Origin of the sequence: Pseudomonas sp. NFX224 (assembly GCF_048565165.1) — a bacterium.
Lineage (GTDB): Bacteria > Pseudomonadota > Gammaproteobacteria > Pseudomonadales > Pseudomonadaceae > Aquipseudomonas.
This window is the reverse complement of record NZ_CP183416.1, coordinates 6,389,254-6,412,320: the sequence shown is the minus strand read 5'-3', so window position 1 is coordinate 6,412,320 and position 23,067 is coordinate 6,389,254. Positions and strand designations below refer to the sequence as shown.

General features: G+C 60.0%; 21 protein-coding genes. 13 read left to right on the top strand and 8 right to left on the bottom strand.

Features of this window, described 5'->3' with window-relative positions; translation table 11 throughout:
- Window positions 1-2: 2 nt before the first annotated feature.
- The 3 genes from ACNYC6_RS29445 to ACNYC6_RS29435 all read right to left on the bottom strand — a co-directional run bounded on the left by ACNYC6_RS29445 (window position 3) and on the right by ACNYC6_RS29435 (window position 3,708).
- A complete protein-coding gene (locus ACNYC6_RS29445; RefSeq protein WP_419710378.1) occupies window positions 3-764 on the bottom strand; it encodes an SDR family NAD(P)-dependent oxidoreductase in 762 nt (253 codons plus the stop codon).
- A gap of 16 nt (window positions 765-780) precedes the next feature.
- The gene (locus tag ACNYC6_RS29440; RefSeq protein ID WP_419710377.1) at window positions 781-2,445 is read right to left on the bottom strand and encodes an AMP-binding protein; all 1,665 of its coding nucleotides are present in this window, start codon (window positions 2,443-2,445) and stop codon (window positions 781-783) included.
- Window positions 2,446-2,691: 246 nt separating this feature from the next.
- The gene (locus ACNYC6_RS29435; protein ID WP_419713038.1) at window positions 2,692-3,708 is read right to left on the bottom strand and encodes an AraC family transcriptional regulator; all 1,017 of its coding nucleotides are present in this window, start codon (window positions 3,706-3,708) and stop codon (window positions 2,692-2,694) included.
- Between the two features lie 272 nt (window positions 3,709-3,980).
- Between ACNYC6_RS29435 and efeU the strand changes: the two genes are divergently transcribed.
- Genes efeU through efeO (ACNYC6_RS29415) form a run of 4 tightly spaced genes read left to right on the top strand, consistent with a single transcriptional unit; the run spans window position 3,981 to window position 8,194 of the window.
- Window positions 3,981-4,820: an iron uptake transporter permease EfeU gene (efeU, locus tag ACNYC6_RS29430; RefSeq protein WP_419710376.1), complete on the top strand. Its 840-nt coding sequence runs from the start codon at window positions 3,981-3,983 to the stop codon at window positions 4,818-4,820.
- 8 nt (window positions 4,821-4,828) lie between these two features.
- Window positions 4,829-6,028: an iron uptake system protein EfeO gene (gene efeO / locus ACNYC6_RS29425; RefSeq protein ID WP_419710375.1), complete on the top strand. Its 1,200-nt coding sequence runs from the start codon at window positions 4,829-4,831 to the stop codon at window positions 6,026-6,028.
- Between the two features lie 18 nt (window positions 6,029-6,046).
- Window positions 6,047-7,345 carry an iron uptake transporter deferrochelatase/peroxidase subunit gene (gene efeB / locus ACNYC6_RS29420; protein WP_419710374.1) on the top strand — a complete coding sequence of 433 codons (1,299 nt, stop codon included), beginning with the start codon at window positions 6,047-6,049 and terminating at the stop codon, window positions 7,343-7,345.
- Between the two features lie 24 nt (window positions 7,346-7,369).
- Complete coding sequence (gene efeO, locus ACNYC6_RS29415; protein ID WP_419710373.1) at window positions 7,370-8,194, top strand: iron uptake system protein EfeO; 825 nt, start codon at window positions 7,370-7,372, stop codon at window positions 8,192-8,194.
- A 136-nt stretch (window positions 8,195-8,330) separates the two neighbouring features.
- On the opposite strand, the gene pssA is transcribed toward efeO (ACNYC6_RS29415), so the two are convergent.
- The gene (pssA, locus tag ACNYC6_RS29410) at window positions 8,331-9,674 is read right to left on the bottom strand and encodes a CDP-diacylglycerol--serine O-phosphatidyltransferase (protein ID WP_419710372.1); all 1,344 of its coding nucleotides are present in this window, start codon (window positions 9,672-9,674) and stop codon (window positions 8,331-8,333) included.
- Window positions 9,675-9,890: 216 nt separating this feature from the next.
- Between pssA and ACNYC6_RS29405 the strand changes: the two genes are divergently transcribed.
- From ACNYC6_RS29405 to ACNYC6_RS29390, 4 genes are all read left to right on the top strand, one after another.
- Entirely contained in the window at window positions 9,891-10,454 is a 564-nt protein-coding gene (locus tag ACNYC6_RS29405; protein ID WP_419710371.1) for a TetR/AcrR family transcriptional regulator, read from the top strand.
- Window positions 10,455-10,510: 56 nt separating this feature from the next.
- On the top strand, window positions 10,511-10,987 hold the full coding sequence (locus tag ACNYC6_RS29400; RefSeq protein WP_419710370.1) for a DUF1348 family protein: 477 nt from the start codon (window positions 10,511-10,513) through the stop codon (window positions 10,985-10,987).
- 350 nt (window positions 10,988-11,337) lie between these two features.
- On the top strand, window positions 11,338-11,877 hold the full coding sequence (locus ACNYC6_RS29395; RefSeq protein WP_419710369.1) for a hypothetical protein: 540 nt from the start codon (window positions 11,338-11,340) through the stop codon (window positions 11,875-11,877).
- Window positions 11,878-11,979: 102 nt separating this feature from the next.
- The gene (locus ACNYC6_RS29390; protein ID WP_419710368.1) at window positions 11,980-12,759 is read left to right on the top strand and encodes a TSUP family transporter; all 780 of its coding nucleotides are present in this window, start codon (window positions 11,980-11,982) and stop codon (window positions 12,757-12,759) included.
- On the opposite strand, the gene nudC is transcribed toward ACNYC6_RS29390, so the two are convergent.
- Window positions 12,727-13,557 (bottom strand): NAD(+) diphosphatase, encoded by an 831-nt coding sequence (nudC, locus tag ACNYC6_RS29385; protein ID WP_419710367.1) that lies wholly within the window; start codon window positions 13,555-13,557, stop codon window positions 12,727-12,729. The genes ACNYC6_RS29390 and nudC overlap by 33 nt on opposite strands.
- A gap of 7 nt (window positions 13,558-13,564) precedes the next feature.
- Window positions 13,565-14,377, bottom strand: coding sequence for a crotonase/enoyl-CoA hydratase family protein (locus ACNYC6_RS29380; protein ID WP_419710366.1), 813 nt, complete (start codon window positions 14,375-14,377; stop codon window positions 13,565-13,567).
- Between the two features lie 297 nt (window positions 14,378-14,674).
- Between ACNYC6_RS29380 and ACNYC6_RS29375 the strand changes: the two genes are divergently transcribed.
- The 3 genes from ACNYC6_RS29375 to ACNYC6_RS29365 are packed head-to-tail and all read left to right on the top strand — an operon-like array spanning window position 14,675 to window position 16,521.
- Window positions 14,675-15,208, top strand: coding sequence for a tetratricopeptide repeat protein (locus tag ACNYC6_RS29375; RefSeq protein ID WP_419710365.1), 534 nt, complete (start codon window positions 14,675-14,677; stop codon window positions 15,206-15,208).
- 54 nt (window positions 15,209-15,262) lie between these two features.
- A complete protein-coding gene (locus ACNYC6_RS29370; RefSeq protein WP_419713037.1) occupies window positions 15,263-15,763 on the top strand; it encodes an RNA polymerase sigma factor in 501 nt (166 codons plus the stop codon).
- A complete protein-coding gene (locus ACNYC6_RS29365) occupies window positions 15,760-16,521 on the top strand; it encodes an anti-sigma factor family protein (protein ID WP_419710364.1) in 762 nt (253 codons plus the stop codon). Before ACNYC6_RS29370 ends, ACNYC6_RS29365 begins: the two co-directional genes overlap by 4 nt.
- Here ACNYC6_RS29365 and ACNYC6_RS29360 read toward each other — a convergent pair.
- Window positions 16,510-17,826 carry an ATP-binding protein gene (locus ACNYC6_RS29360; RefSeq protein WP_419710363.1) on the bottom strand — a complete coding sequence of 439 codons (1,317 nt, stop codon included), beginning with the start codon at window positions 17,824-17,826 and terminating at the stop codon, window positions 16,510-16,512. The genes ACNYC6_RS29365 and ACNYC6_RS29360 overlap by 12 nt on opposite strands.
- Window positions 17,827-17,830: 4 nt before the next feature.
- Window positions 17,831-18,532, bottom strand: coding sequence for a response regulator transcription factor (locus tag ACNYC6_RS29355; RefSeq protein ID WP_057714693.1), 702 nt, complete (start codon window positions 18,530-18,532; stop codon window positions 17,831-17,833).
- A 229-nt stretch (window positions 18,533-18,761) separates the two neighbouring features.
- Here ACNYC6_RS29355 and ACNYC6_RS29350 point away from each other — a divergent pair, with 229 nt between their 5' ends.
- The gene (locus ACNYC6_RS29350) at window positions 18,762-19,919 is read left to right on the top strand and encodes an efflux RND transporter periplasmic adaptor subunit (RefSeq protein WP_419710362.1); all 1,158 of its coding nucleotides are present in this window, start codon (window positions 18,762-18,764) and stop codon (window positions 19,917-19,919) included.
- Window positions 19,920-19,934: 15 nt separating this feature from the next.
- Window positions 19,935-23,033 carry a multidrug efflux RND transporter permease subunit gene (locus tag ACNYC6_RS29345; RefSeq protein WP_419710361.1) on the top strand — a complete coding sequence of 1,033 codons (3,099 nt, stop codon included), beginning with the start codon at window positions 19,935-19,937 and terminating at the stop codon, window positions 23,031-23,033.
- Window positions 23,034-23,067: the final 34 nt, after the last annotated feature.

The following is a 23,067-nucleotide window of genomic DNA, read 5'->3' as shown; positions in this document are numbered from 1 at the left end:
CCTTATTTCGCGGCCATGCGCAAGGCACCGTCGAGACGGATCACCTCGCCATTGAGCATGCTGTTTTCAATGATATGCCGCACCAGCGACGCATACTCGGCAGGTTTGCCCAGACGCGGCGGGAACGGTACGCCAGCCGCCAGGGAGTCACGCACTTCCTGGGTCATGCCGGCCATCATCGGCGTTTCGAAAATGCCTGGGGCGATGGTCATCACGCGGATGCCGAAGCGCGCCAGTTCACGGGCGGCGGGCAATGTCAGGCTGACGATGGCGCCTTTGGATGCCGCGTACGCCGCCTGGCCGATCTGGCCGTCATAGGCTGCAGCGGACGCGGTGTTGATGATTACGCCGCGCTCGCCATCGGCGTCCGCTTCGGTCTCGGCAATCGCCGCCGAGGCCAGGCGCAGCATGTTGAAGCTGCCGATCAGGTTGACGTTGATCACCTGGTTGAAACTGGACAGCGCGTGCGGACCGTTCTTGCCGAGGATCTTCTCGCCACGCACGATGCCGGCGCAATTGACCAGGCCGTTGAGGCCGCCAAAGGCTTTGACCGTCGCCTGCACCGCCCCGTCGGCCGCCGCTTCGTTGCTGATGTCCGCCACCACGCTTTGCACGCCCAGGCGCTGGGCCTGGGCTGCAACGGCTTCGGCGTTCATGTCCACCAGCATCACTTTGGCGCCGGCCGCGACCAGCATTTCAGCGGTGGCCGCACCGAGGCCGGAAGCCCCGCCGGTGACGAGAAAAACCTTGTTTTCGATCTGCATCATGGTGTCCTTGGATTCAAGCTGAGACGTTCTTTGCCGCGGCCTCTTGAGCCTTGGCGATTTCCTGATTGCGCAAGATAAAGCGCTGCAATTTGCCGCTTGGGGTTTTCGGCAACTCGCTGACAAATTCGATTTCACGGGGGTACGAGTGCGCCGCCAGACGCTTGCGTACGTGTTGTCGCAGCTCTTCGGCCAACTCTGGTGCGGCGCGGTATTGCGCGCTGAGCACGACGAAGGCTTTGACCAATTCGGTGCGCTCCGGATCGGGCTTGCCGACGACGGCGGCCTCGATCACGGCCGGGTGCTCGATCAGTGCACTTTCCACGTCGAACGGGCCGACGCGGTAGCCGGACGTGGTGATCACATCATCGCTGCGACCGACGAAGCTGATGCTGCCGTCCGGGTTCCACTCGACGGTGTCGCCGCTCAGGTAATAGTCGCCGACGAAGGCTTTGGTCGGTACGCCTTCGTAACCGGCGAACCAGCACATCGGCGACTGGGGGCGGTCGATGGCCAGAATGCCCGGCTGGCCGACACCCAGTTCCTTGTACTCATCGTCCAGCACCACGATGCGGTGGCCGGGCGAGGTAAAACCGGCGGCGCCCATGTGAATCGGGTGTTCCAGGCCATGGTGGTTGCACAGCACCATGCCCAGTTCGGTCTGGCCGTAATGGTCGTGAATGACCACGCCGAGTTGATCGGCGAACCAGCGAATAACTTCCGGGTTCAGCGGCTCGCCGGCGCTGCTGACAATGCGCAGCTTGCCCTTGATCGACTTGGCGAATTCATCGCCGCCAGCAATCAGCAAACGATAAGCCGTCGGCGAACCCGTGAGATTGGTGATGCCGTACTTGTTGATCACCCGGCAGGTGCTTTCGAGGGTGAACGGACCATCGTAGAAGGTGATCGGGTGCCCCATCGACATTGGCCCGGTCACACCGAAATAGATGCCGTAGGCCCAACCCGGATCAGCGACGTTCCAGAAGGCGTCTTCCGGGCGCAGATCCACGGCGTCGCGGGTGTAGCTCTGGAAGGCAACGATGGCCTTGAGTGGCACCGACAATGCTTTCGACGGCCCGGTGGTGCCCGAGGTGAACATCAGCAAGAACGGGTCTTCACCGGTCAGCATCGCCGGTTCGCAGGCATTGGAATAGTTGGCCAGTTCAGCCCAGAAACTGAAGTCGCCCTGAACGATGCCTTGGCCCTTCGGGCCACCGACAGTGACGATGGTCGGGCAATCGGCGACTTCGGCGAGTTTCGAGCGGTTGACTGCGTCGGTGACCACCACTTTGGCACCCGAGCAGCCGAGGCGATGTTCAATGGCTTTCGGGCCGAAGGCGGTGAACAACGGTTGATAGACCGCGCCAATGCGCCAGGTGGCGAACACGGTGATGAGCAATTCGATGTTACGTGGCAACAGGCCGGCGACCTTGTCGCCTTTTTTCACGCCCTGGGCCAACAGGAAATTGGCGAAACGCGCAGCTTTGTCTTGCAGGTCGGTGAAGGTGTACGTGGCGCTGGAGCCATCGCGACCTTCCCAGAACAAAGCGATCCGGCCGGGCAACGCATGCCGGTCGCAACACTCGACGCAGGCGTTGAGGGCCGTCAGATCGCCTGCGAGTGCGGCGTCGACGGTGTGCTGATAATTGAACTGTGAAACAGCAGACAAGTAATCGCGCATTGCCAGAATCCCTCTGTGTTTTTTATTGGTTGGGGGAACCGTAAACAACAGGGAAATACTCGCTCCGCACGGGGCGTCGGGCAATGGTCAAAGTTATCAAGTTGCTTGACTGGTTTGGCCAAGGTTTGAGAGGTGCAGCGCCTGTCAGTGCCTCATCGCGAGCAGGCTGGCTCCCACAGGGGAACGCATTTCAAAATGTGGGAGCCTGCTCGCGATGAGGTCAGCCAGGGCAATGCAAATCCTGGATCAATCAGCCTCGTTAAGAATCAAACTCCGGTAATGCCCCGGATTGGACCCCGACCACTTGCGAAACGCCTTGTAGAACGAACTCGCATCGGCAAATCCCAGCCGCGTGGCAATTTCAGCGAAGCTGATGCTGGATTCGGCCAGCCAGACAATCGCGAGCTCCTTGCGCACGCTGTCCTTGAGCCCTTGGTAGGTCTGGCCTTCCTCGGCCAGTCGGCGGCGCAGGGTCGAAGCCGACATGCACAGGCGTTGCGCCAGGGCTTCGGTTTCCGGCCATTGCTCGGCGGGCAGTTGTCGCAGGTCGTGCTTGATCCGGCTGGCCAGGCTTTGCGGATCGCGGTACTTGACCAGAATGTTCGCCGGCGCATGGGCCAGGAAGCGTTTGAGCTCTTCCGCCGTGCGTTTGATGGGCAGGTCCAGGCAATCGGCGGAGAAAATCATCCGCGTACGTGGCCGGTCGAAGCGCAGGTTCTCGGAAAACATCACCTGATAGTCATCGCAGAAATCCGGCTGCGGGCAGCGCAATTCGATGGCCAGGATCGGAATCCGCCGTCCCGCCAGCCAGCACGCCACACCGTGCACGATCATCCAGTAAGTGAAATAGGTGAAAGCGCGGCGCGGATCGTGGTCGTCCTCCAGCAGCACGATCTCCGCGAGGCTTTGCTGACGCACCAGTTCAGCGGGCATGCGCTCAAGCATTAACGACAGGAAATTCAGGCCACTGGCCAGGCCCGTCGCCACGTTCGGCTGGATCATGGCGCAGCGACACAAAAACTCGAAACTGCCGGATTTGAGCTTGCGTGGGTCCATCCCGAAAAACTCATCATCCCCACGTCGGGCCAGCAAGCGCCAGAGCCTGGCGTATGCCGTCGCCGGAACGCGAGCGTTGGCGCTGTTCAAAAGCCGCTTATCAATGCCGACCTTGCTCAACACCACGTCGGTGGCGACGCCTGGGGCGCAACTTTGCAACAGCGCTTCACGCACCAGTTGTATGGAGATGGTGTCTTTTTCCGACATTGAGCGAGGCAAGCCCTGTTCTTGTTTGAGTGGTGGGCATATTAGCGTACGCAGCCCCCTGTGGGAGCGAGCCTGCGCGCGATTGCGGTGGATCAGCCAACATAGACGCGGGATGTAAATCCGTTATCGCTAGCAGGCTAGTTGCCACAGGGGATTAAGCGATCTTCAAGGTTGTTCAGCTTACGTTCAGGTAATTGTCAATGAGTCCCATATGGGAATGAGTGTCATTATGTTACAAATTAGCACCCTATCTAAATTAGAGACGCTGCTGAATGCTCGTTCCTTTTCTGATCATGCTGCGCGAAGGCATCGAGGCCGCGTTGATCGTTGGCATTATCGCCAGCTACCTGAAACAAACGGGCCGCGGCCAATGGATGCCCGCCGTCTGGATCGGCGTATTTCTAGCCGCCGCCCTCGCCCTGCTGGTCGGTGGCGGCCTGGAACTGGTCAGCGCTGAATTCCCGCAGAAACAACAGGAACTGTTTGAAGGTGTTGTCGGCCTCGTCGCTGTTGGCATCTTGAGTTCGATGGTGTTCTGGATGCGCAAGGTGGCGCGTTCGATCAAGCATTCGCTGCACGTGTCCCTCGATCAGGCGCTGACCGGTTCCAGACATCAAGTGACCGCGCTGATCGCCATGGTGTTTTTCGCCGTGGCGCGGGAAGGCCTGGAAACGGTGTTCTTTCTGCTCGCGGTGTTCCAGCAAAGCGAAGGCCCGGCGGCACCGATCGGCGCCCTGCTCGGCCTGATCCTGGCAATCATCGTCGGCTTCCTGATCTATACCGGCAGCATGCGCCTGAACCTTGGCGCGTTCTTTCGCTGGACCGGCCTGTTCATCCTCGTGGTGGCGGCCGGAATCCTCGCCAATTCCGTGCAGGCACTGCATGAAGCCGGCGTGTGGAACCACCTGCAAACCGTGCTCTTCGACATCAGCGCGACGCTGCCGATGGACGGCCCGTTGGGCTCGGTGCTGGCCGGCATGTTCGGTTATCAGGACGCGCCAACCCTCAGCACCCTCGGCGCTTATCTGATTTACCTGGCGGTGGCGCTGGTGATGTTTTTTCTCCCCGCACGGGCCCCCGTCAAACAGCCTTCTTCAGTTTCCAGCCAGTAAGGGCAACCATGCCAAATCCAGTCCCTCCCCAGACTTCCCCTCCCCGCGCCTTGCGCTGGGCGGTGGCCGGTTCGGTGATTGTGATGATCGCCGCCGGTGGCCTGTTCTACTACGCCTCGAAAATCGCCGCGGCCAAGCGCCAGGCCAACCACGATGAAGTGCTGGTGACGATTCATCCGCACAGTTGCGAGCCCAATGCCCTGACGGTGCCGGCCGGTCGTGCCAGTTTCCGCATCGTCAACCGCTCCGATCGTGCCGTTGAATGGGAAATCCTCGACGGCGTGCTGGTGATCGAAGAGCGCGAGAACATCGCACCGGGCCTGAGCCAGGTGATCAACGCTAACCTGATGCCCGGCGACTACACGATCACCTGCGGCCTGCTGAGCAATCCGCGCGGTACGCTGCACGTCACGCCGACTGCCGCGTCCGATGCGGCAGCCAAAGCCAAGCCGTCGATGGTGGCGTTTGTCGGACCATTGTCGGAGTTCCGCGTGTACCTGAGCAGCCAGAGCACGACGCTGATCAAAGCCGTTACCGCGCTGGATCAGGCCATTGCAGCTGGCGACTTGAGTCAGGCTCAAGCCTTGTATCTACCGGCCCGCGCCGCGTATCAACGGCTGGCCCCGGCGGCTCAACGCCTGGCCGAACTGGACAACGCCATCAACGCCCGCGCCGATTACTTCGAAAAACGCGAACAGGACCCGGACTTCAGCGGTTTCCATCGCCTCGAGTACGCGCTGTTCCAGCAACGCAACGTGGACGGATTGGCGCCGGTCGCCCAGCGCCTGCTGGCCGATGTCACTGCCCTCAAACAACAACTGTTGGCGCAAACGCTGCCACCCGAGCAACTGGTGAGCATCGTTGTGCGCAACCTCAACACCCTCGCCGACGTCCGTGCCGCCAGCGGTGAAGAGGAACGCTACAGCCACAGCGACCTCAACGGCTTCGCCGGCAATCTCGACGCCGCGCGCAAAGTCGTCGAACTGCTACGCCCGTTGCTGGCCAAGTCCGCCACCGAGCTACTGTCGAAGATCGACAGCGCACTGAACGCCTTCGATACCGAACTCAATGGCTTCAAGGTCAACGACGGTTACGCCAGCTACGACAGCGTCGGCGCCGAACAGCGCAAACAGATTGCCGACAAGGCCAAGACCCTGGCCGATGCACTCGACGGGATCGATCCCGCCCTTGGCCTTTCTGGCCTGTAAGCAGAAGACGACTTTCAAATGAACGATTCAGAGCAATTCAACCTTCAGCGTCGCCGGGTATTGATGGGCATGGGCGCCGCCGGTGTCGCCCTTGCAGGCTCCGCGCTGAGCTGCCCGGCCATGGCCGCCAGCCCAGCGCAAGTCACCGAAGCGCCAAGCAGCGACCGCACCGAAGATCAACACGACTTCCACGGCAAGCACCAGAGCGGCATCGTCACCCCGCGCCCGGCGTCCGGCATGCTGGTGTCGTTTGATGTGCTGGCCAGCAACCGCGAAGACCTCGAACGTCTGTTCCGTACCCTCAACGAACGGATCGCGTTCCTGATGAAGGGCGGCCCGGTCACTCAGGTCGACCCGAAATTGCCACCGGTGGATTCGGGGATTCTCGGCCCGGTCGTCACCCCGGATAACCTGACCATCACCGTGTCAGTCGGCGAGTCGCTGTTCGACGAGCGTTTCGGACTGACCGGTGCCAAACCCAAGCGCCTGGTGCGCATGGTCGGTTTCCCCAACGATGCGCTGGAAGCCGATTGCTGCCACGGTGACCTGAGCTTGCAGTTCTGTGCCAACACCACCGACACCAACATCCATGCCCTGCGCGACATCGTGAAAAACCTGCCGGACCTGCTGTTGGTACGCTGGAAACAGGAAGGCAGCGTGCCGCCCCAGGCCCCGGCAAAACCCGGCGTACCGGCGCAGAGCGCGCGCAACTTCCTGGGCTTTCGCGACGGTTCGGCCAACCCTGACTCCAACGATGCCAAAGCCATGGACAGCATCGTCTGGGTTCAACCGGGCAGCGATGAACCCGTCTGGGCGGCGGGTGGGAGTTATCAGGCGGTGCGGATCATCCGCAACTTCGTCGAGCGTTGGGATCGCACGCCGCTGCAGGAGCAGGAAAGCATCCTCGGCCGCGTGAAAAGCACCGGTGCGCCCATGGGCGGATCACATGAAACACAAGTGCCGGATTACAACAAAGACCCGAAAGGCAAACTGACCAAACTCGACGCACACATTCGCCTGGCCAACCCGCGCACCGCCGCGACCCAGGCCAACCTGATCCTGCGCCGGCCGTTCAACTACTCGAACGGCGTGAACAAGAACGGTCAGCTCGACATGGGCCTGCTGTTCATCTGTTACCAGGCGGACCTGGAGAAAGGCTTTATCACCGTGCAAACCCGCCTCAATGGCGAGCCGCTGGAGGAATACCTCAAGCCCGTTGGCGGCGGTTATTTCTTCACCCTGCCCGGCGTTACCGGCGACCAGGATTTCATCGGGCGTTCGCTGCTGGCTGCCACACACCCCACAAAAACCACATAAACACCCACAACACGGAGCCGTCCCATGAAAAAGTCGCCACTGGCGTTAATGCTGACCTTAGGCTTGCTCAACACCCCGCTTGCCGCGTTCGCGGCGACGGCACCGCTGGAATTGGTGCAGCCGATTTCCGATTACAAAATCTACGTCACCGAGCAACTGGACGAACTGGCCAACCATACCCAACAGTTCACCGATGCGGTGAAACAAGGTGACCTGGCCACCGCGAAAAAACTCTATGCGCCGACCCGGGTTTACTACGAGTCGATCGAGCCGATTGCCGAGCTGTTCAGTGACCTCGACGCGTCCATCGACTCCCGCGTCGACGACCACGAAAAAGGCGTGAAAGCCGAAGACTTCACCGGTTTCCATCGCATCGAATACTCGTTGTTTTCGGAAAACAGCACCAAGGCCCTGGGCGAGCTGGCGGACGGTCTGAACAAAGACGTCAAAGACCTGCAAGCCCGCGTCGCCGGCCTGACCTTCCCGCCGGAAAAAGTCGTCGGCGGCGCTGCTGCACTGCTGGAAGAAGTAGCGGCCACCAAGATTTCCGGTGAAGAAGATCGCTACAGCCATACCGACCTCTATGACTTCCAGGGCAACATCGACGGTGCGAAGAAAATCGTCGACCTGTTCCGTCCGCAGATCGAGAAGCAGGACGCGGCATTCGTTGCCAAAGTCGACAAGAACTTCGCCACGGTGAACACTATTCTGGCCAAGTACAAAACCAAAGACGGCGGTTTCGAGACCTACGACAAAGTGAAGGAAAACGACCGCAAGGCGCTGGTCGGCCCGGTGAATACACTGGCTGAGGATTTGTCGACGTTGCGTGGGAAGCTGGGTTTGAACTGAGTTGTGTAGCGTCTGAAAAGGCCTCATCGCGAGCAGGCTCACTACAGTGGATTTGTGTTGAGTTCAATGATGTGAACGACACAAACCTCATGAGGGCGGGCCTGCTCGCGATTGCGCCAGTGGCCACGCCACACATTCAAAGAATGCGATACAGCAACCGCTCGATCCGCACACGGCTCACACGCTTGAGAAACTTGGCCACGCCCGCCGGATACTCCGGCAAGGTTTCCAGATCCTGATAACGCTCGATGCGCCGCGTGTGCTGGAAAATCTCCGCCAGTTCCGTGCGACGTGGCCCCAGCAATTCGCCTTTCGGGTCATCGATCAACAAGGCGTTTTCCAGGTCGAGGCGAAATGCGCGCGGGTTGAGGTTGTTGCCGGTCAGCAAGGTGTAGCGCTGATCGACCCACATGCCTTTGAGGTGATAGGTGTTGTCGCCTTCCTTCCACAGGTGCAGGTTCAACTGGCCGCTGTCGATGTTGCGCTGATGGCGCTTGGCGAAGCGCCGCAGGCTGATTTCGTAGAGGTATGGCAGCGCCGAGATCACCTTGAACGGCTCGCTCGGTGGAATGTAGAAGTCGTTGGCCGTCTTGTCGCCGACCACGATGTCGATCTTCACACCCCGCGCCAGCGCCCGGTTGATTTCCCGGGTCACGGCCAGTGGCAGGTTGAAGTACGGCGTGCAGATGGTCAGTTGATGCTGGGCGCTGCCGATCAGTTCGCCAATCACCCGGCTCAACGGGTTGTTCTTGCCGACGCCCAGCAATGGGCTGACCGACAGACCGTTCTTGTCCGTTGAACCCTGGGTGGTGTCATACGCGGCATGCTTGAGGCGGCTGCGCAGATCGCCGATGTCGTTGCGCAGGCTGCGGGTGGTCGGCAAGTTCGGCAAATCGAGGCGATGCACCGCTTTGGAAGCCACCAGACCGTGCTGAACCAAGTGATGCATGGAATCGGCCAGCGCACGGTTGTTCAGCACGTGATAACGGTCGTAGCGGTACTTGTCGAACTTGTGCAGGTAAACGTTATTCAGGCTCGCACCGCTGTAGATCACGCAGTCATCGATGACAAAACCCTTCAAATGCAATACGCCGAACAGCTCGCGGGTTTGCACCGGGACGCCATACACCGGCACTTCACTTGCGTGGGTACGGGTCATCTCCTGATACCAGGCCGAGTTGCCCGGTTGCTTGCCGGCACCGATCAAACCGCGCTGGGCGCGTAGCCAGTCAACGACTACCGCCACCTCCAGTTGCGGACGCGCCCGTTTGGCCGCGTGCAAGGCATCGAGAATTTCCTGGCCCGCCTCGTCCTGTTGCAGGTACAGCGCAACGATATAGATGCGCTGGGTGGCGCTGGCGATTTTTTCCAGCAGGCAACGACGGAACTCGGCAGCGCCAGAGAGGATGGTGACGGCATCGGCGGTCAGCGGAAAACTGCGCAGTTTGGGCAGCAGGGAGCGTTTGAAAAGCGACGGCATAGGGCTCGCAATGGGTCGAATCCAGAGAGTTTGAGAGCTTACACCATGGATCGGTTCGGGTCTTGTTACTGTCTGTTATGGCCCCATCGCCAGCAGGCGGGCTCCCACATTTGGAAGGCGTACATCTGTGGGAGCCAGCCTGCTGGCGATGGCAATTTATCTAACACCGCAAAAAAATAATTGACCAAGGAGAACGTTCGTTCTACTGTTGATCGCATGAACGAAATCAATAGCTCCGACACACGCGACATCATTCTGGATGTCACCGAAAAGTTGATCTACAAAAGTGGCATCGCCGCCACGGGCATGGATCTTCTGGTGAAAACCGCCGGCGTCTCCAGAAAAAGCATCTACCGCTACTTCGCCAACAAGGAGGCGCTGACCGTCGCGGCCCTGCAACGCCGTGACCAACGCTGGATGCACTGGTACAGAAGCGAAGTCGGACGGGCCGAAACCCCGGCCGACCGGCTCCTCAACCTGTTCACCGTGCTCAATTCGTGGTTCACCTCCGAAGGTTTTCGCGGCTGCGCGTTCATCAATACCAGTGGCGAAACCGGCGACCCGCAAGACCCGGTTCGCCTGGTCGCCAAGGACCACAAACAGAAGCTGCTCGACTACGTGTGCGAGCTGTGTACCGAACATGGTGCCGAAGATCCGCAGTTGCTGGCCAAGCAGCTGCTGATCCTGATCGATGGTGCCATTACCGTGGCGCTTGTCATGGGTGATCACAGTGCCGCCGATAATGCGCAATGCATGGCGCGAAAGTTATTGGACCTGTAGCAACTTCATCAAGCTCGACAACTTGCTTACCACTTTAATTGATTCGGAGATTTGAAATGTCCAACGCCGAAGTTCGCCCGCCATTGCCGCCGTTCACCCGTGAGTCGGCCATCGAAAAAGTACGCCTGGCCGAAGATGGCTGGAACTCCCGAGACCCGGAACGTGTGTCGCTGGCCTACACCCTGGACACCCAATGGCGTAACCGCGCCGAGTTCGCCTACAACCGTGAAGAAGCCAAGGGTTTCCTGACGCGCAAGTGGGCCAAGGAACTGGACTATCGCCTGATCAAGGAACTCTGGGCGTTTACCGGCGACCGTATAGCTGTGCGATACGCCTATGAATGGCACGACGATTCGGGCAACTGGTTCCGTTCCTACGGCAACGAGAACTGGGAATTCGACGAGAACGGCTTGATGGCCAATCGCTTTGCCTGCATCAACGATATGCCGATCAAGGAAAGCGAGCGCAAGTTCCACTGGCCACTGGGCCGTCGCCCTGATGATCATCCGGGCTTGTCGGATCTGGGACTGTAATTCGGATTCAATGGCAGACCGCTGCCTGGTTTGTCAGCACGCTGGAGGTGATTGGCCCCGTTGAAGACATTGTCGTTGGTCGATGATGCCAGATCACCTTCAGCAACATGGCTTTCAACTTTTTTATCCGGGGGGTAACAGGCGACAATTGCGATCTACCCAGTCAGTACATCTGACGTCATTGCGCGCACCAAAACATTTTTTTCATTAAGACATCAGCCAGATGTTCTTTTAATTGCCAAATACTCTTACCCACTGTCAATTGTGACAGTAGTTGCAGGCATGGATGTATCCCATCATTGCCGCACACCGAGGACTTTCCCGGTTAAAGCGATGATCGAGTACATAACATGAGCAAGAACAAGACCAAGAGCAAGAACTACCTTGTGAATGGTAACTTCAGTACCGGTGACTTCAGCCACTGGACGGCAAACAACCATCACACGCCTATGTCAGTCGAGCTCAGGGACTTTAACTATGTCGCTCGATTGAGCGGTGGCAGAACCCTGGGGCAAAACCTGGCGTCTGATCCTTTCAAAACAGCGCCAGGGGACTTCAGGTTTAGTTTCAATATCCAGGCTCCCGAGGCGGTCCCGTTGATAGACAGTAAAAGTCGACGTGTGCACATCACGGGCGCAAGGGAAAATAGTGATCCACTGGTTAATGCGTTCGTCGTCTACACCATCTGGGCAACGTCGCCAATCGACGGAGAATCGGAAGCCTGGTCCGGATTGATCTATGTAGGACCGCAAAATAAACTGGTTACCGTTGAGGGCACTCTTCAACCAGGTTATCAGCACGTGGATGTTCACTTGGCTATTCCAAATGATCCATTTGGCAACAAGGGGCCTTACTACCTCGACGATATACAGTTTTTAATGCCTGCATGATTTCGCGCACAGCCAGCCTCCCTGAAGACAATCCGAGTCGCAGGGATCGCGGGTTATGGATATGATGGCGGCCCGCTCTTCCCCGCTATTCAAGTCGATTCCATGCCTTTCGAACTCAGTGTTGACCTCACCACCCTGGCCATTCTGGCCGCGGTCGCTTTCGTTGCCGGTTTCATCGATGCCATTGCCGGCGGCGGTGGCCTGTTGACCACCCCGGCCCTGCTCACTGCCGGGTTGCCGCCGCACCTGGTACTGGGCACCAACAAACTCAGCTCGACCTTCGGCTCGGCCATTGCCAGTTTCACCTTCTACCGACGCAAACTGTTCCACCCGGCACAGTGGGTTCACGCGATTGTCGGCACGCTGGTCGGTGCACTGACCGGTGCGGTGGTTGCGCATTACCTGCCGGCGGAATGGCTGAACAAGATGTTGCCGGTGATCGTCTTCGCCTGTGGCGTTTACCTGTTGTTTGGTGGCACCCCCAAAGCGCCGCTGGACAGCAACGCGCCGATCAAGAAAAAGTGGCAATCGACCCAGGGCTTCAGCCTTGGCTTTTACGATGGCGTGGCGGGCCCCGGCACCGGCGCGTTCTGGACCGTCAGCAGCCTGTTGCTTTACCCCATCGATCTGGTGAAGGCCAGTGGCGTGGCGCGCAGCATGAACTTCGTCAGCAACGCAGCAGCGCTGTCGATCTTCATTTTTTCCGGTCAGGTGGACTGGATCATCGGCTTGAGCATGGGCTCGTCTTTGATGGTCGGCGCCTTCTTCGGCGCGCGCACCGCCATCAGCGGCGGCGCGAAATTCATTCGTCCGGTGTTCATCACCGTGGTGCTGGGGCTGACCGTGCGGCTAGCCTGGCAACACTGGTTCAGCGTGGCCTAAACGCCGCGCCACGTAGACGTCGATCAGGTAACGGGCAATCGAGCGAGACGCGGGCAACGGCGGCAGCTCGTGCACGTTGAACCACTGGGCGTCTTCGATCTCGTCTTCCTGGCAGACAATCTCCCCACCCGCGTATTCGGCATGGAAGCCGAGCATCATCGAATGCGGGAACGGCCAGCACTGGCTGCCCATGTACTGGATGTTCTTGACCTCAATCCGCACCTCTTCGCGCACTTCGCGAATCAGGCAGTCCTCAGCTGATTCACCCGGTTCGGCAAACCCCGCCAACGTGCTGTAGACCCCGGTGACGAAGCGCGGCGAGCGCGCCAGCAGCACTTCATCGCCACGGGTCACCAGTACGATCATGCTTGGCGAAATCCGCGGATAGCTGCGCATATCGCACGGCTGGCAATACATCGCCCGTTCGCGCGGCACTTGGGTCATGGCCTGACCGCAGTTACCGCAAAAACGGTGTTCACGCGCCCAGGTGCCGATTTGCGCCGCGTAACCGAGCACCTTGTACAGCGTGTGATCGCCTTCGAGCATGAACGCGCGCAAGCCTTTCCAGTTGCAGCCCGGCACTTCGCTGTGACTGCGCAACTCCAGCAAGTACACCGGCTCGCCGTCGAGGTGGCCGATGCCATGTTCGGCAAGAACCGACAGGTCCTGGCGCTTGAGCCATTCACGGGGAAACAGCGCGCCGTTGTCATCGAACAAGAAGCCTTCCGGGCTGCGTGCCACGGCCCAGCCGCCGGGTTGATCAGTGTCCAGTACTGCAGTGGTCCAGCGTGAGGTCATTTTTCAATCAATCCAGAAATTCGGGTTTCTGTTTGCTCATATGGGCGGCCATGGCCACGCGCAAGTCAGTGGATTGCAACATGGCGGCGTTCCAGGTGGCGACATATTCGAGGCCGTCATCAATGCGATGATCACGCATGTAGCTGATCATTTCCTTGGTACCGGTGACGGCTATCGGCGACTTGCTCGCGATTTCGCGGGCAATGCCCATGACGCCGTCGAGCAGGCTGGCGGTGTCGCTGTAGACGCGATTGACCAGGCCCATGCCACGCGCTTCTTCGGCGCCGAAGGTGCGACCAGTGTAAGCCAGTTCACGCAGCATGCCGTCACCGATGATCCGCGGCAAGCGTTGCAGTGTGCCGACATCGGCGGCCATGCCGATGTCGATTTCCTTGATCGAGAATTGCGCATCTTCGGCGGCGTAACGTATGTCGCAAGCAGCAATCAGGTCGATGGCACCGCCCAGGCAATAACCCTGAATGGCCGCGAGCACCGGTTTACGGCAGTTGTCGACGGCGTTGAACGACGCTTGCAGGGTCAGGATTTTGCGGCGCAGCAGGCGCGCATTGCGCCCGACGTCCTTGCCCATTTCATTGGCGAGGCCTGCCAGCATCATCAGGTCGATGCCCGAAGAGAAATGCTTGCCGGCACCGCTCAGCACCACCACGCGCACGTCGTCGGTGTCGTCGATCCACTGGAAAATCTCGACGATCTCGCTCCAGAACGCGGCGTTCATCGAGTTGATCTTTTCCGGGCGATTGATCTGCACATAAGCAATTTTATCGACCAGTTCGACGCTGAACGCGGTGTATTGAGACATGCTAGTGATCCTTTACCGTGCAAAAAAGAGGCCCGAACTATAACAAGGCATCGAGGCCGGCAGTAAGGCAGTGGTTCGGCCAAATGCGGGACTGCTCCCGCCGAGGTTTTGTAGGCGCCGTAAGCCCATCGAGAATGCCAACGAGCATAACCCTTCGATTTGAGCTTTCCTTAGGTAGAACAGCACAAATAAATGAATAAATGTTCACGCTGGCGTGTTCTCGTTTTGACAGTCACCAGCACTCAATTCATTCGGTCCGTTCGATGCCCCAACCCTGACACCCGTGGAGCTTTACCCATGAATAGCCGCTTTTCGATTCTTACGGCACCGTTGATGCTTGCTGTCGTGCTGTCCGGTTCACAGGCCTGGGCCAATGGCGAGGAAGACACGCCCGCCAAGCCGCAGTGTCCCAGAGATCAGGTGTTCGATACCAAGGCGCAGAAATGCGTCAAACAAACCAGCAAACACGTCTCGGACACCGATCGAACCGATTACGCCTATCAGTTGGCCAAGGACGGGCGCTATGAAGAAGCCTTGGCACTGCTCGATACACTCAAAGAGCCAAACACCGCCAAGGCGTTGAACTATCGCGGCTACGCCACGCGTAAACTGGGGCGCACCGACGAAGGCATCGGTTTTTACCTGCAATCGGTGAAACTCGACCCTCACTATGCGCAAGTACGCGAATACCTGGGTGAAGCCTACGTGATCAAAGGACAACTGGACCTTGCGCAAGAACAGTTGCAACAGATCAAATCGATCTGTGGCAACACCACCTGCGAGGAATACCAGGACCTGGCCGAGGCCATCAACGGCTCATCGAAAACCTGACTTATCGGACACGCGGAGGTCGCTATCGCCAGCGATCAGGCAATACGGGCGGAACTGGGCCAACATCTGGCGCGTTTGTGGCGTTACGGGTTGCTGTTGTCCCGACAAAGGCATGTCGCCGAAGATCTGGTGCAGGCCACTTGCGTGCGAGCACTGGAACGGGCTGCGCAGTTTGAGTCGGGCACGCGCATGGACCATTGGCTGATGAGCATTCTGCATTCGATCTGGCTCAATGAAATACGAGCGCGTCGGGTGCGTTCCGGACAAGGCACGATAGAGGGTGAACAGGTGTTGTCGTTCGACGGTGAATATGCAGCGCAAACCCATGTGATGGCGGCGCAAGTCATCCGTCGCGTCGATGCGCTGCCGGAAACCCAACGCGAGACGGTGTTTCTGGCCTATGTCGAAGGTTTGTCCTATCGCGAAGTCGCCGAAGTGCTGCAAGTGCCCATCGGCACCGTGATGAGTCGCCTGGCCACTGCCCGGGCAAAACTGGCCGAGTATCCGCCATTGCAAGCGGTACCGAACCCCTCCACGACCGGAGAACGTCGATGAACGTGAACCCCACTGACGAGCAACTGGTGGCGTACCTCGACAACGAACTCGACACCGAACAGCGTAAGCGCATCGACGCAGCCGTCGCCGCAGACCCGATGCTCGGCCTGCGCCTGCAATGGCTCAACCGCAGCAGCCTGCCCTTCAAGACCGCCTACGATGAGTTGGGGCGACAGGCCCCCGTCGACCACCTGCAAGCCATGCTCGACACCCTGCCCGCGCCGGCTCGCCCGGCCCTCAATCGGCGCTGGTTCCTAGCGGCGGCAGCGGGCCTGGTGGTGAGCGGTGTACTGGCGGATCGCCTGTTCCTCGGCTGGCAGGCCAGTCAGGAAGAGGAGAATTGGCGCCAATTGGTGGCCGATTACATGGTGCTGTACATTCCTCAGACGCTCGACCACTTGCCCAACGACGAAACCGCCCAACGCACGCAATTGCGCACGATCGAGACCAGCCTGGACCTGAAGCTTGCTCCCGCACAGCTGGCCTTGCCACGCGCTGAACTCAAGCGCGCGCAAATCCTCGAGTACGACGGCGTGCCCATCGCCCAGATCACTTACCTCGATCCCGTGCACGGCCCGCTGGCGCTGTGCATCACCCGCTCCGACAGCGGCAGCCGGCATTTTGCCCGGGAACGCCGACATGGCATGAACATCGTCTATTGGGCCGACATGCAACATGCCTGGATGCTGATCGGGCGCAATTCCTTGACCGACCTGGAAAGCATGGCCAAATCCTTGCGCGGCCGACTAAACACCTGAATGACCTGTAGCGGGTGTAGGAAGCCATAGACGAAACCGCGCCCCACCCAACGGCGAGGCTTGCACCGTCAATGTGCCACCCTGCGCTTCCAGTGCCCGCCGACTGATCGCCAGCCCCAGGCCAAACCCGCCGGTGGCTCGGTCGCGGCTACGATCGAGGCGATAGAACGGTTCGAAAATCCGCTCGCGCTCGCCATCCGGAATGCCGATGCCGTCGTCATCCACCCAGATTTCACAGCCTTTGGGGCACACCTGCACGCCGATCTGAATGCGTTTTTCGCAATAACGCATGGCGTTGCGCAGCAGGTTTTGCAGTGCGCGGGCGGTCAGCCTTGGGTCGAGGCTGAAACGTTCGAGCTGACCGTGAAGCAACACGTCGATGACGATCTCGGGCGATTGCTCGTCATCGACGCTGCCCAGAATGCTGTCGATGAATTCGTCTAGCGCCACTTCGATCTGTTCCGGCACCCGCGCCGGGTTTTGCAGGCGGCTGTAGGACAGCAGCTCCAGCACCAACTCATCGAGTTCACGAATGTGATCGACCAGGCCTTGCAGGCGCTCGCGGCTGGTGGCCGGCAAGTCGTCGGACAGGGCCAGCGCCAGGCCGAAGTCCAGGCGCGTCAGCGGCGTGCGCAGTTCATGGGAGACCGCGTTGAGCAGATCCCGCTGCTGGTTCAGCAGGTTTTCGATATCGCCGGCCATGGTGTCGAAGACGTTGGCCAGGCTGCCGATATTGGAACTCGGCGCAATCTGCGTGCGTTCGCTCAAGTGGCCCTTGCCAAAGCGTTCGGCCGCACTTTTCAGGCGCTCCAGATCACGCCAGTGTGGACGCAGCCACAGCAACAGGCACGCGAGCAGGGTCGCGCCGATCAGCACGTTGATGCTCCAGTACAACAGGCTGACGTCCATCGGGTCCGGCGGCACCACCATTTGCACCACTGTCTGCTCGTTCAGCGGCGCCACCGCCAACGTGCGCCAGCCCCAGTCGCCGACGCGGACCACGTTCTCGCCGCGCTGCAATTTCTGCTGTTCGTCGGGGGAGAGTCCGGCATCGTCGTTGCCACTGAGCACGATGTGCAGCGGATCGAACTCCTTGTCCATTTCCACCGCCAGCGTTGGCCATTGTTCGGTGGGCACGGCTTTGAACTGCTTGACGATGAGGGTTTGCAGGCCTCGGGAATAATCGAGGTTGTAAGCTATAAAGCGCTCGTGGAAGACCTTGATCACCAGGTCCGGCACTAAATAAATCGCCGCGCTGAACGAGACGATGGTCACCAGGTACAGACGAAAGAGGATTCTGAACATCAGATCAGCATTCCCACTCGGAACGGCTGAACAAATAACCTTTGCCCCACACGGTCTTGATCTTGCGCGCTTCACCCGCGTGGTCGTCGAATTTGCGCCGCAGCTTGGAAATCGCCACGTCCACCGAGCGGTCAGTGCCGTTGAATTCGATACCGCGCAGGCGTTGCAGGATCTGGTCGCGGCTCAGCACTTCGCCGGCATGCCGGGCCAGCACCACCAGCAGGTTGTACTCGCCGCTGGAGAGCTCGACCAATTGGCCGCGCCAAGTCACCGTGCGCTCGGACAGGTCGATGCAGAGGTTACCCATCAGAATGCGGTCGTTGGCGGTCTGCGGTTCACTGAGGCTGCTGCGCCGCAACAAGGTACGCACCCGCGCCAGCAAGACCCGCGGCTCGCAGGGTTTGGTGACGTAGTCGTCGGCGCCCATTTCCAGGCCGAGCACTTGATCGTGGCTGTCGTCGCGGGCGGTGAGCATCAGGATCGGCAGTGTCGCCGAATCGGCGCGCAGCAAGCGGCAGACTTGCAGACCATCGAGGCCAGGCAGCATCAGGTCGAGGATCACCAGGTCCGGCGGATTGAGCCGCGCCCGTTCGCGCACATGATCGCCACGACCGATCACGCTGACGGAGTAACCGTTGCGTTCCAGGTAGCTGGCGATGAGTTCGGCGAGGGCGGTGTCATCTTCGACCAGGAGGATGTTGGGCATGGGGTGTTTCCAGAGAGCGCTCCCACAGGGGACCGCATTTCAACTGTAGGAGCGAGCCTGCTCGCGATGGCTATCTAACAGGCGCAATAAAATTCAAGGTCTGAAGGATATACGCCCTCACACACACCTGAGTAAAACCCTTACACAATTTCACACAGCGCCTACAAAGCTTCACCGCTACCCTCGCCGACGCCCAGTAGGATGCTGGGGGTCATTATTGGGGTCATTCATGTCAAAGAATCTGCTTGCCGGGCTCAGCCTGTTGGCACTGGCGTTAACGCTGAGTGCGTGCGACAAGTCCTCCATTGCCGAAGAACAGGCGCCGCTGGCCAGCGTTCGCGTCGAAACCATCGAAGCCCGGCCGCTGTCGATCAGCAGTGAATTGAGCGGGCGCATCGTCGCGCCGCGCATCGCCGAAGTGCGCGCCCGGGTGGCTGGCGTGGTCCTGCAGCGCACCTTCCGCGAAGGCAGCGACGTAAAAAAAGGCGACGTTTTGTTCCGCATCGACCCGGCGCCGTTCAGGGCTGACCTCGATAGCGCCGAAGCGGCGTTGCGCAAGGCCGAGGCCAACGCGTTCCAGGCGAAACTGCAAGCGCAACGCTACGCCCAACTGATCGATGACAAAGCCATCAGCGCGCAGGACTACGACAACGCCCGGGCCATGGTGCGCCAGACGGCCGCCGATGTTGCCGCCAATAAAGCTTCCGTAGAACGAGCGAAACTCAACCTCGGCTATGCCACGGTTATCGCACCGATTTCCGGTCGCATCGGCCGGGCGCTGGTCACCGAAGGCGCACTGGTCGGACAGAACGAGACCACGCCACTGGCGCTGATCCAGCAACTGAACCCGATTCATGCCGACCTCAGCCAATCGACCCGCGAACTCAACGACCTGCGCCGGGCCTTCCGTTCCGGCCAGCTGAAAGAAGTCGGCCAAGGCCAGGCCAAAGCCACGCTGATTCAGGACGACGGCAGCCTCTATCCGTTGCCCGGCAAACTGTTGTTCAGCGACATCACCGTCGATCCGGGCACCGGCCAGATCATTCTGCGCAGCGAATTCCCCAACCCGGACCTCGACCTGCTGCCCGGCAGTTTTGTGCGCGTGCGCCTGGAGCAAGCGGTCAATCAGCAAGGTATCAGCGTGCCGCAACGGGCGATCCAGCGTGACAGCGCCGGCATCGCGCAAGTGCTGGTGCTCGACGCCGAGCAGCGCGTCAGTCAGCAACCGGTCGAACTGGGCCCGGTGCAGAACGACCGCTGGGTGGTGACCAACGGCCTCAAACCCGGCGATCGCATTGTCACCGAAGGCCTGCAACACGCCCGCCCCGGCGAGAAAGTGCAGATCGATGACTCCCCTCTTCCCCTCGCCCAGGTTTCTGGTCAGTAAGCAGGACGCTTGTTTATGCCGCAGTTCTTTATTGACCGCCCGGTGTTTGCCTGGGTGGTCGCCCTGTTCATCCTGTTGGCCGGCGCCCTGGCCATTCCGCAACTGCCGGTGGCGCAGTACCCCGACGTGGCGCCGCCGCAAATCGAAATCTACGCCGTGTACCCCGGCGCTTCGGCGCAGACCGTAGACGAGAGCGTGGTCAGCCTGATCGAGGAAGAACTCAACGGCGCTGATCACCTGCTGTATTTCGAATCGCAAAGCAGCCTCGGCAGCGCCACGATCAAGGCGACTTTCCAGCCAGGCACCGATCCGGAAATGGCTCAGGTCGATGTACAGAACCGCCTGAAAGTCGTGGAGTCGCGCCTGCCGCAAGCGGTGAACCAACAGGGTTTGCAGGTGGAGAAAGTCTCTGCCGGCTTCCTGTTGTTGATCACCCTCACCTCCAGCGACGGCAAGCTCGACGACGTGGCGCTCAGTGACTATCTGGCGCGCAACGTGATGAACGAAATCAAGCGTCTGGACGGTGTCGGCAAGGCGCAGTTGTACGGCGCTGAACGGGCGATGCGCATCTGGATCGATCCGCAGAAGCTGATTGGTTTCAACCTCACGCCCGCCGACGTCAACGCTGCAATCGTCGCGCAGAACGCCCAGGTCTCGGCCGGCAGCATCGGCGACTTGCCGAGCCGCATCACTCAGGAAATCACCGCGACCATTCTGGTCAAGGGTCAGCTGTCGACGCCTGAAGAGTTCGCCGACATCGTGCTCAAGGCCAACCCCGACGGTTCCACCGTGCGCATCGGCGACGTGGCGCGGGTCGAGATCGGCAGTCAGGACTATCAGTTTTCCACGCGCCTGAACGGCAAGCCGTCGACCGCCGTCGGCGTGCAATTGTCGCCGGGGGCCAATGCCCTGAACACCGCGACGCTGGTGCGGGCGAAGATGGATGAGCTGTCGCGCTACTTCCCGGCGAACGTCGAATACAAGATTCCTTACGACACCTCGCCCTTCGTCAAAGTCTCGATCACCAAAGTGGTCTACACCCTCTTTGAGGCGATGTTGCTGGTGTTCGCGGTGATGTTTTTGTTCCTGCAAAACATCCGTTACACGCTGATCCCGACGCTGGTGGTGCCAGTGGCGCTGATGGGCACTTTCGCGACGATGCTCGCCCTAGGTTTTTCGATCAACGTGCTGACCATGTTCGGCATGGTGCTGGCCATCGGCATCCTGGTGGACGACGCGATTGTGGTGGTCGAGAACGTCGAACGGATCATGGCCACTGAAGGTCTGTCGCCCAAAGACGCTACGCGCAAGGCGATGAAGCAGATCACCGGGGCGATCATTGGCATCACGCTGGTGTTGGTGGCGGTGTTCATTCCGATGGCGTTCATGCAGGGTTCGGTCGGGGTGATCTACCAGCAGTTCTCGCTGTCGATGGCCACCTCGATCCTGTTTTCGGCATTCCTCGCACTGACCTTGACCCCGGCGCTGTGCGCGACCTTGCTCAAGCCGATTGCCAAGGGCGAGCATCACGAGAAAACCGGTTTCTTCGGCTGGTTCAACTGTCGCTTCGAGCAACTGACCGACCGCTATCAAGGCTGGGTCGCCTATGCGCTCAAGCGCACCGGCCGTTATCTACTGATCTACGGCGTGCTGTTGGTCGGCTTGGGGCTGTGTTTCGTACGCCTGCCCTCCTCGTTTCTGCCGGTGGAAGACCAGGGCTACACCATCACCGACATTCAATTGCCACCGGGCGCGACCAAAAACCGTACGGTGCAAGTGGCCGAGCTGATTGAGGCACACAACGCCGGCGAGCCGGGTGTCGGTGACAGCGTGGTGATTCTCGGTTTCAGCTTCTCCGGTAGCGGGCAGAATGCGGCGCTGGCGTTCTCGACGCTGACGGACTGGTCGCAGCGTGGTAGCGATGATTCGGCGAGTTCGATTGCCGACCGCGCCAACATCGCCCTGAGCCAGATCAAGGACGCCATGGCCTTCGCCGTCCTGCCGCCACCGGTGGATGGTCTCGGCACGTCCAGCGGTTTCGAGTTCCGTTTGCAGGATCGTGGAGGTCTCGGCCATGCCACGTTGATGCTGGCGCGCACCGAGTTGCTGGCAGCCGCCGAGAAGAGCCCGATCCTGATGAACGTGCGCGAAAGCGCCCTGGCCGAAGCGCCGCAAGTGCAACTGATCGTCGACCGCAAACAGGCCAATGCCTTGGGCGTGTCCTTTGCCGACATCGGCAGCGTGCTGTCCACCGCCGTCGGTTCAAGCTACATCAACGACTTCCCCAATCAGGGGCGGATGCAGCGTGTTGTGGTGCAGGCTGAAGGCGATCAACGCAGTCAGGTGGAAGATCTGCTGAAAATGCACGTACGCAACAACAACGGAAAAATGGTGCCGCTGTCGGCGTTCGTCCAGGCCAAGTGGATTCAAGGCCCGGCACAATTGACCCGCTACAACGGCTATCCAGCGATCAGCATTTCCGGCGAACCGACACCTGGCCACAGTACCGGCGAAGCCATGGCGGAAATCGAACGACTGGTGGCGTTGGGGCCAGCGGGGTTGGGCCAGGAATGGACCGGCCTGTCGTTGCAGGAACGCTTGTCCGGCAGTCAGGCGCCGATCCTGCTGGGGCTGTCGCTGTTAATTGTGTTCCTGTGCCTGGCGGCGTTGTACGAGAGCTGGTCGATCCCGACCTCGGTGCTGCTGGTGGTGCCGCTCGGTGTACTCGGCGCGGTGCTGGCCGTGACCTTGCGCGGGATGCCCAACGATGTGTTCTTCAAGGTCGGGTTGATCACCATCATCGGCCTGTCGGCGAAGAACGCGATCCTGATCATCGAGTTCGCCAAGAGCTTGTACGACGAAGGCCACGACCTGATCGACGCCACCCTGCAAGCCGCGCGCCTACGGTTGCGGCCGATTGTCATGACCTCGCTGGCGTTCATCCTTGGCGTGGTGCCGCTGGCGATCGCCACCGGCGCCAGCTCGGCGAGCCAGCAGGCCATCGGCACCGGGGTGATTGGCGGGATGATCACGGCGACGTTGGCCGTGGTGTTTGTGCCAGTGTTCTTTGTGGTGGTGATGAAACTGGTGCGCAAGCGCCACAGAAACACCTGACCACACACTGGTCCCTGTAGGAGCGAGCCTGCTC

Coding starts and splice junctions, on each gene's coding strand:
- ACNYC6_RS29395 (WP_419710369.1), top strand. CDS start 11,338: ATGAGCAAGAACAAGACCAAGAGCAAGAACTACCTTGTGAATGGTAAC.
- ACNYC6_RS29375 (WP_419710365.1), top strand. CDS start 14,675: ATGAATAGCCGCTTTTCGATTCTTACGGCACCGTTGATGCTTGCTGTC.
- ACNYC6_RS29355 (WP_057714693.1), bottom strand. CDS start 18,532: ATGCCCAACATCCTCCTGGTCGAAGATGACACCGCCCTCGCCGAACTC.
- ACNYC6_RS29360 (WP_419710363.1), bottom strand. CDS start 17,826: ATGTTCAGAATCCTCTTTCGTCTGTACCTGGTGACCATCGTCTCGTTC.
- efeU (WP_419710376.1), top strand. CDS start 3,981: ATGCTCGTTCCTTTTCTGATCATGCTGCGCGAAGGCATCGAGGCCGCG.
- efeO (WP_419710373.1), top strand. CDS start 7,370: ATGAAAAAGTCGCCACTGGCGTTAATGCTGACCTTAGGCTTGCTCAAC.
- ACNYC6_RS29445 (WP_419710378.1), bottom strand. CDS start 764: ATGCAGATCGAAAACAAGGTTTTTCTCGTCACCGGCGGGGCTTCCGGC.
- ACNYC6_RS29400 (WP_419710370.1), top strand. CDS start 10,511: ATGTCCAACGCCGAAGTTCGCCCGCCATTGCCGCCGTTCACCCGTGAG.
- ACNYC6_RS29380 (WP_419710366.1), bottom strand. CDS start 14,377: ATGTCTCAATACACCGCGTTCAGCGTCGAACTGGTCGATAAAATTGCT.
- ACNYC6_RS29345 (WP_419710361.1), top strand. CDS start 19,935: ATGCCGCAGTTCTTTATTGACCGCCCGGTGTTTGCCTGGGTGGTCGCC.
- efeO (WP_419710375.1), top strand. CDS start 4,829: ATGCCAAATCCAGTCCCTCCCCAGACTTCCCCTCCCCGCGCCTTGCGC.
- ACNYC6_RS29440 (WP_419710377.1), bottom strand. CDS start 2,445: ATGCGCGATTACTTGTCTGCTGTTTCACAGTTCAATTATCAGCACACC.
- ACNYC6_RS29405 (WP_419710371.1), top strand. CDS start 9,891: ATGAACGAAATCAATAGCTCCGACACACGCGACATCATTCTGGATGTC.
- efeB (WP_419710374.1), top strand. CDS start 6,047: ATGAACGATTCAGAGCAATTCAACCTTCAGCGTCGCCGGGTATTGATG.
- nudC (WP_419710367.1), bottom strand. CDS start 13,557: ATGACCTCACGCTGGACCACTGCAGTACTGGACACTGATCAACCCGGC.
- ACNYC6_RS29390 (WP_419710368.1), top strand. CDS start 11,980: ATGCCTTTCGAACTCAGTGTTGACCTCACCACCCTGGCCATTCTGGCC.
- pssA (WP_419710372.1), bottom strand. CDS start 9,674: ATGCCGTCGCTTTTCAAACGCTCCCTGCTGCCCAAACTGCGCAGTTTT.
- ACNYC6_RS29435 (WP_419713038.1), bottom strand. CDS start 3,708: ATGTCGGAAAAAGACACCATCTCCATACAACTGGTGCGTGAAGCGCTG.
- ACNYC6_RS29350 (WP_419710362.1), top strand. CDS start 18,762: ATGTCAAAGAATCTGCTTGCCGGGCTCAGCCTGTTGGCACTGGCGTTA.
- ACNYC6_RS29365 (WP_419710364.1), top strand. CDS start 15,760: ATGAACGTGAACCCCACTGACGAGCAACTGGTGGCGTACCTCGACAAC.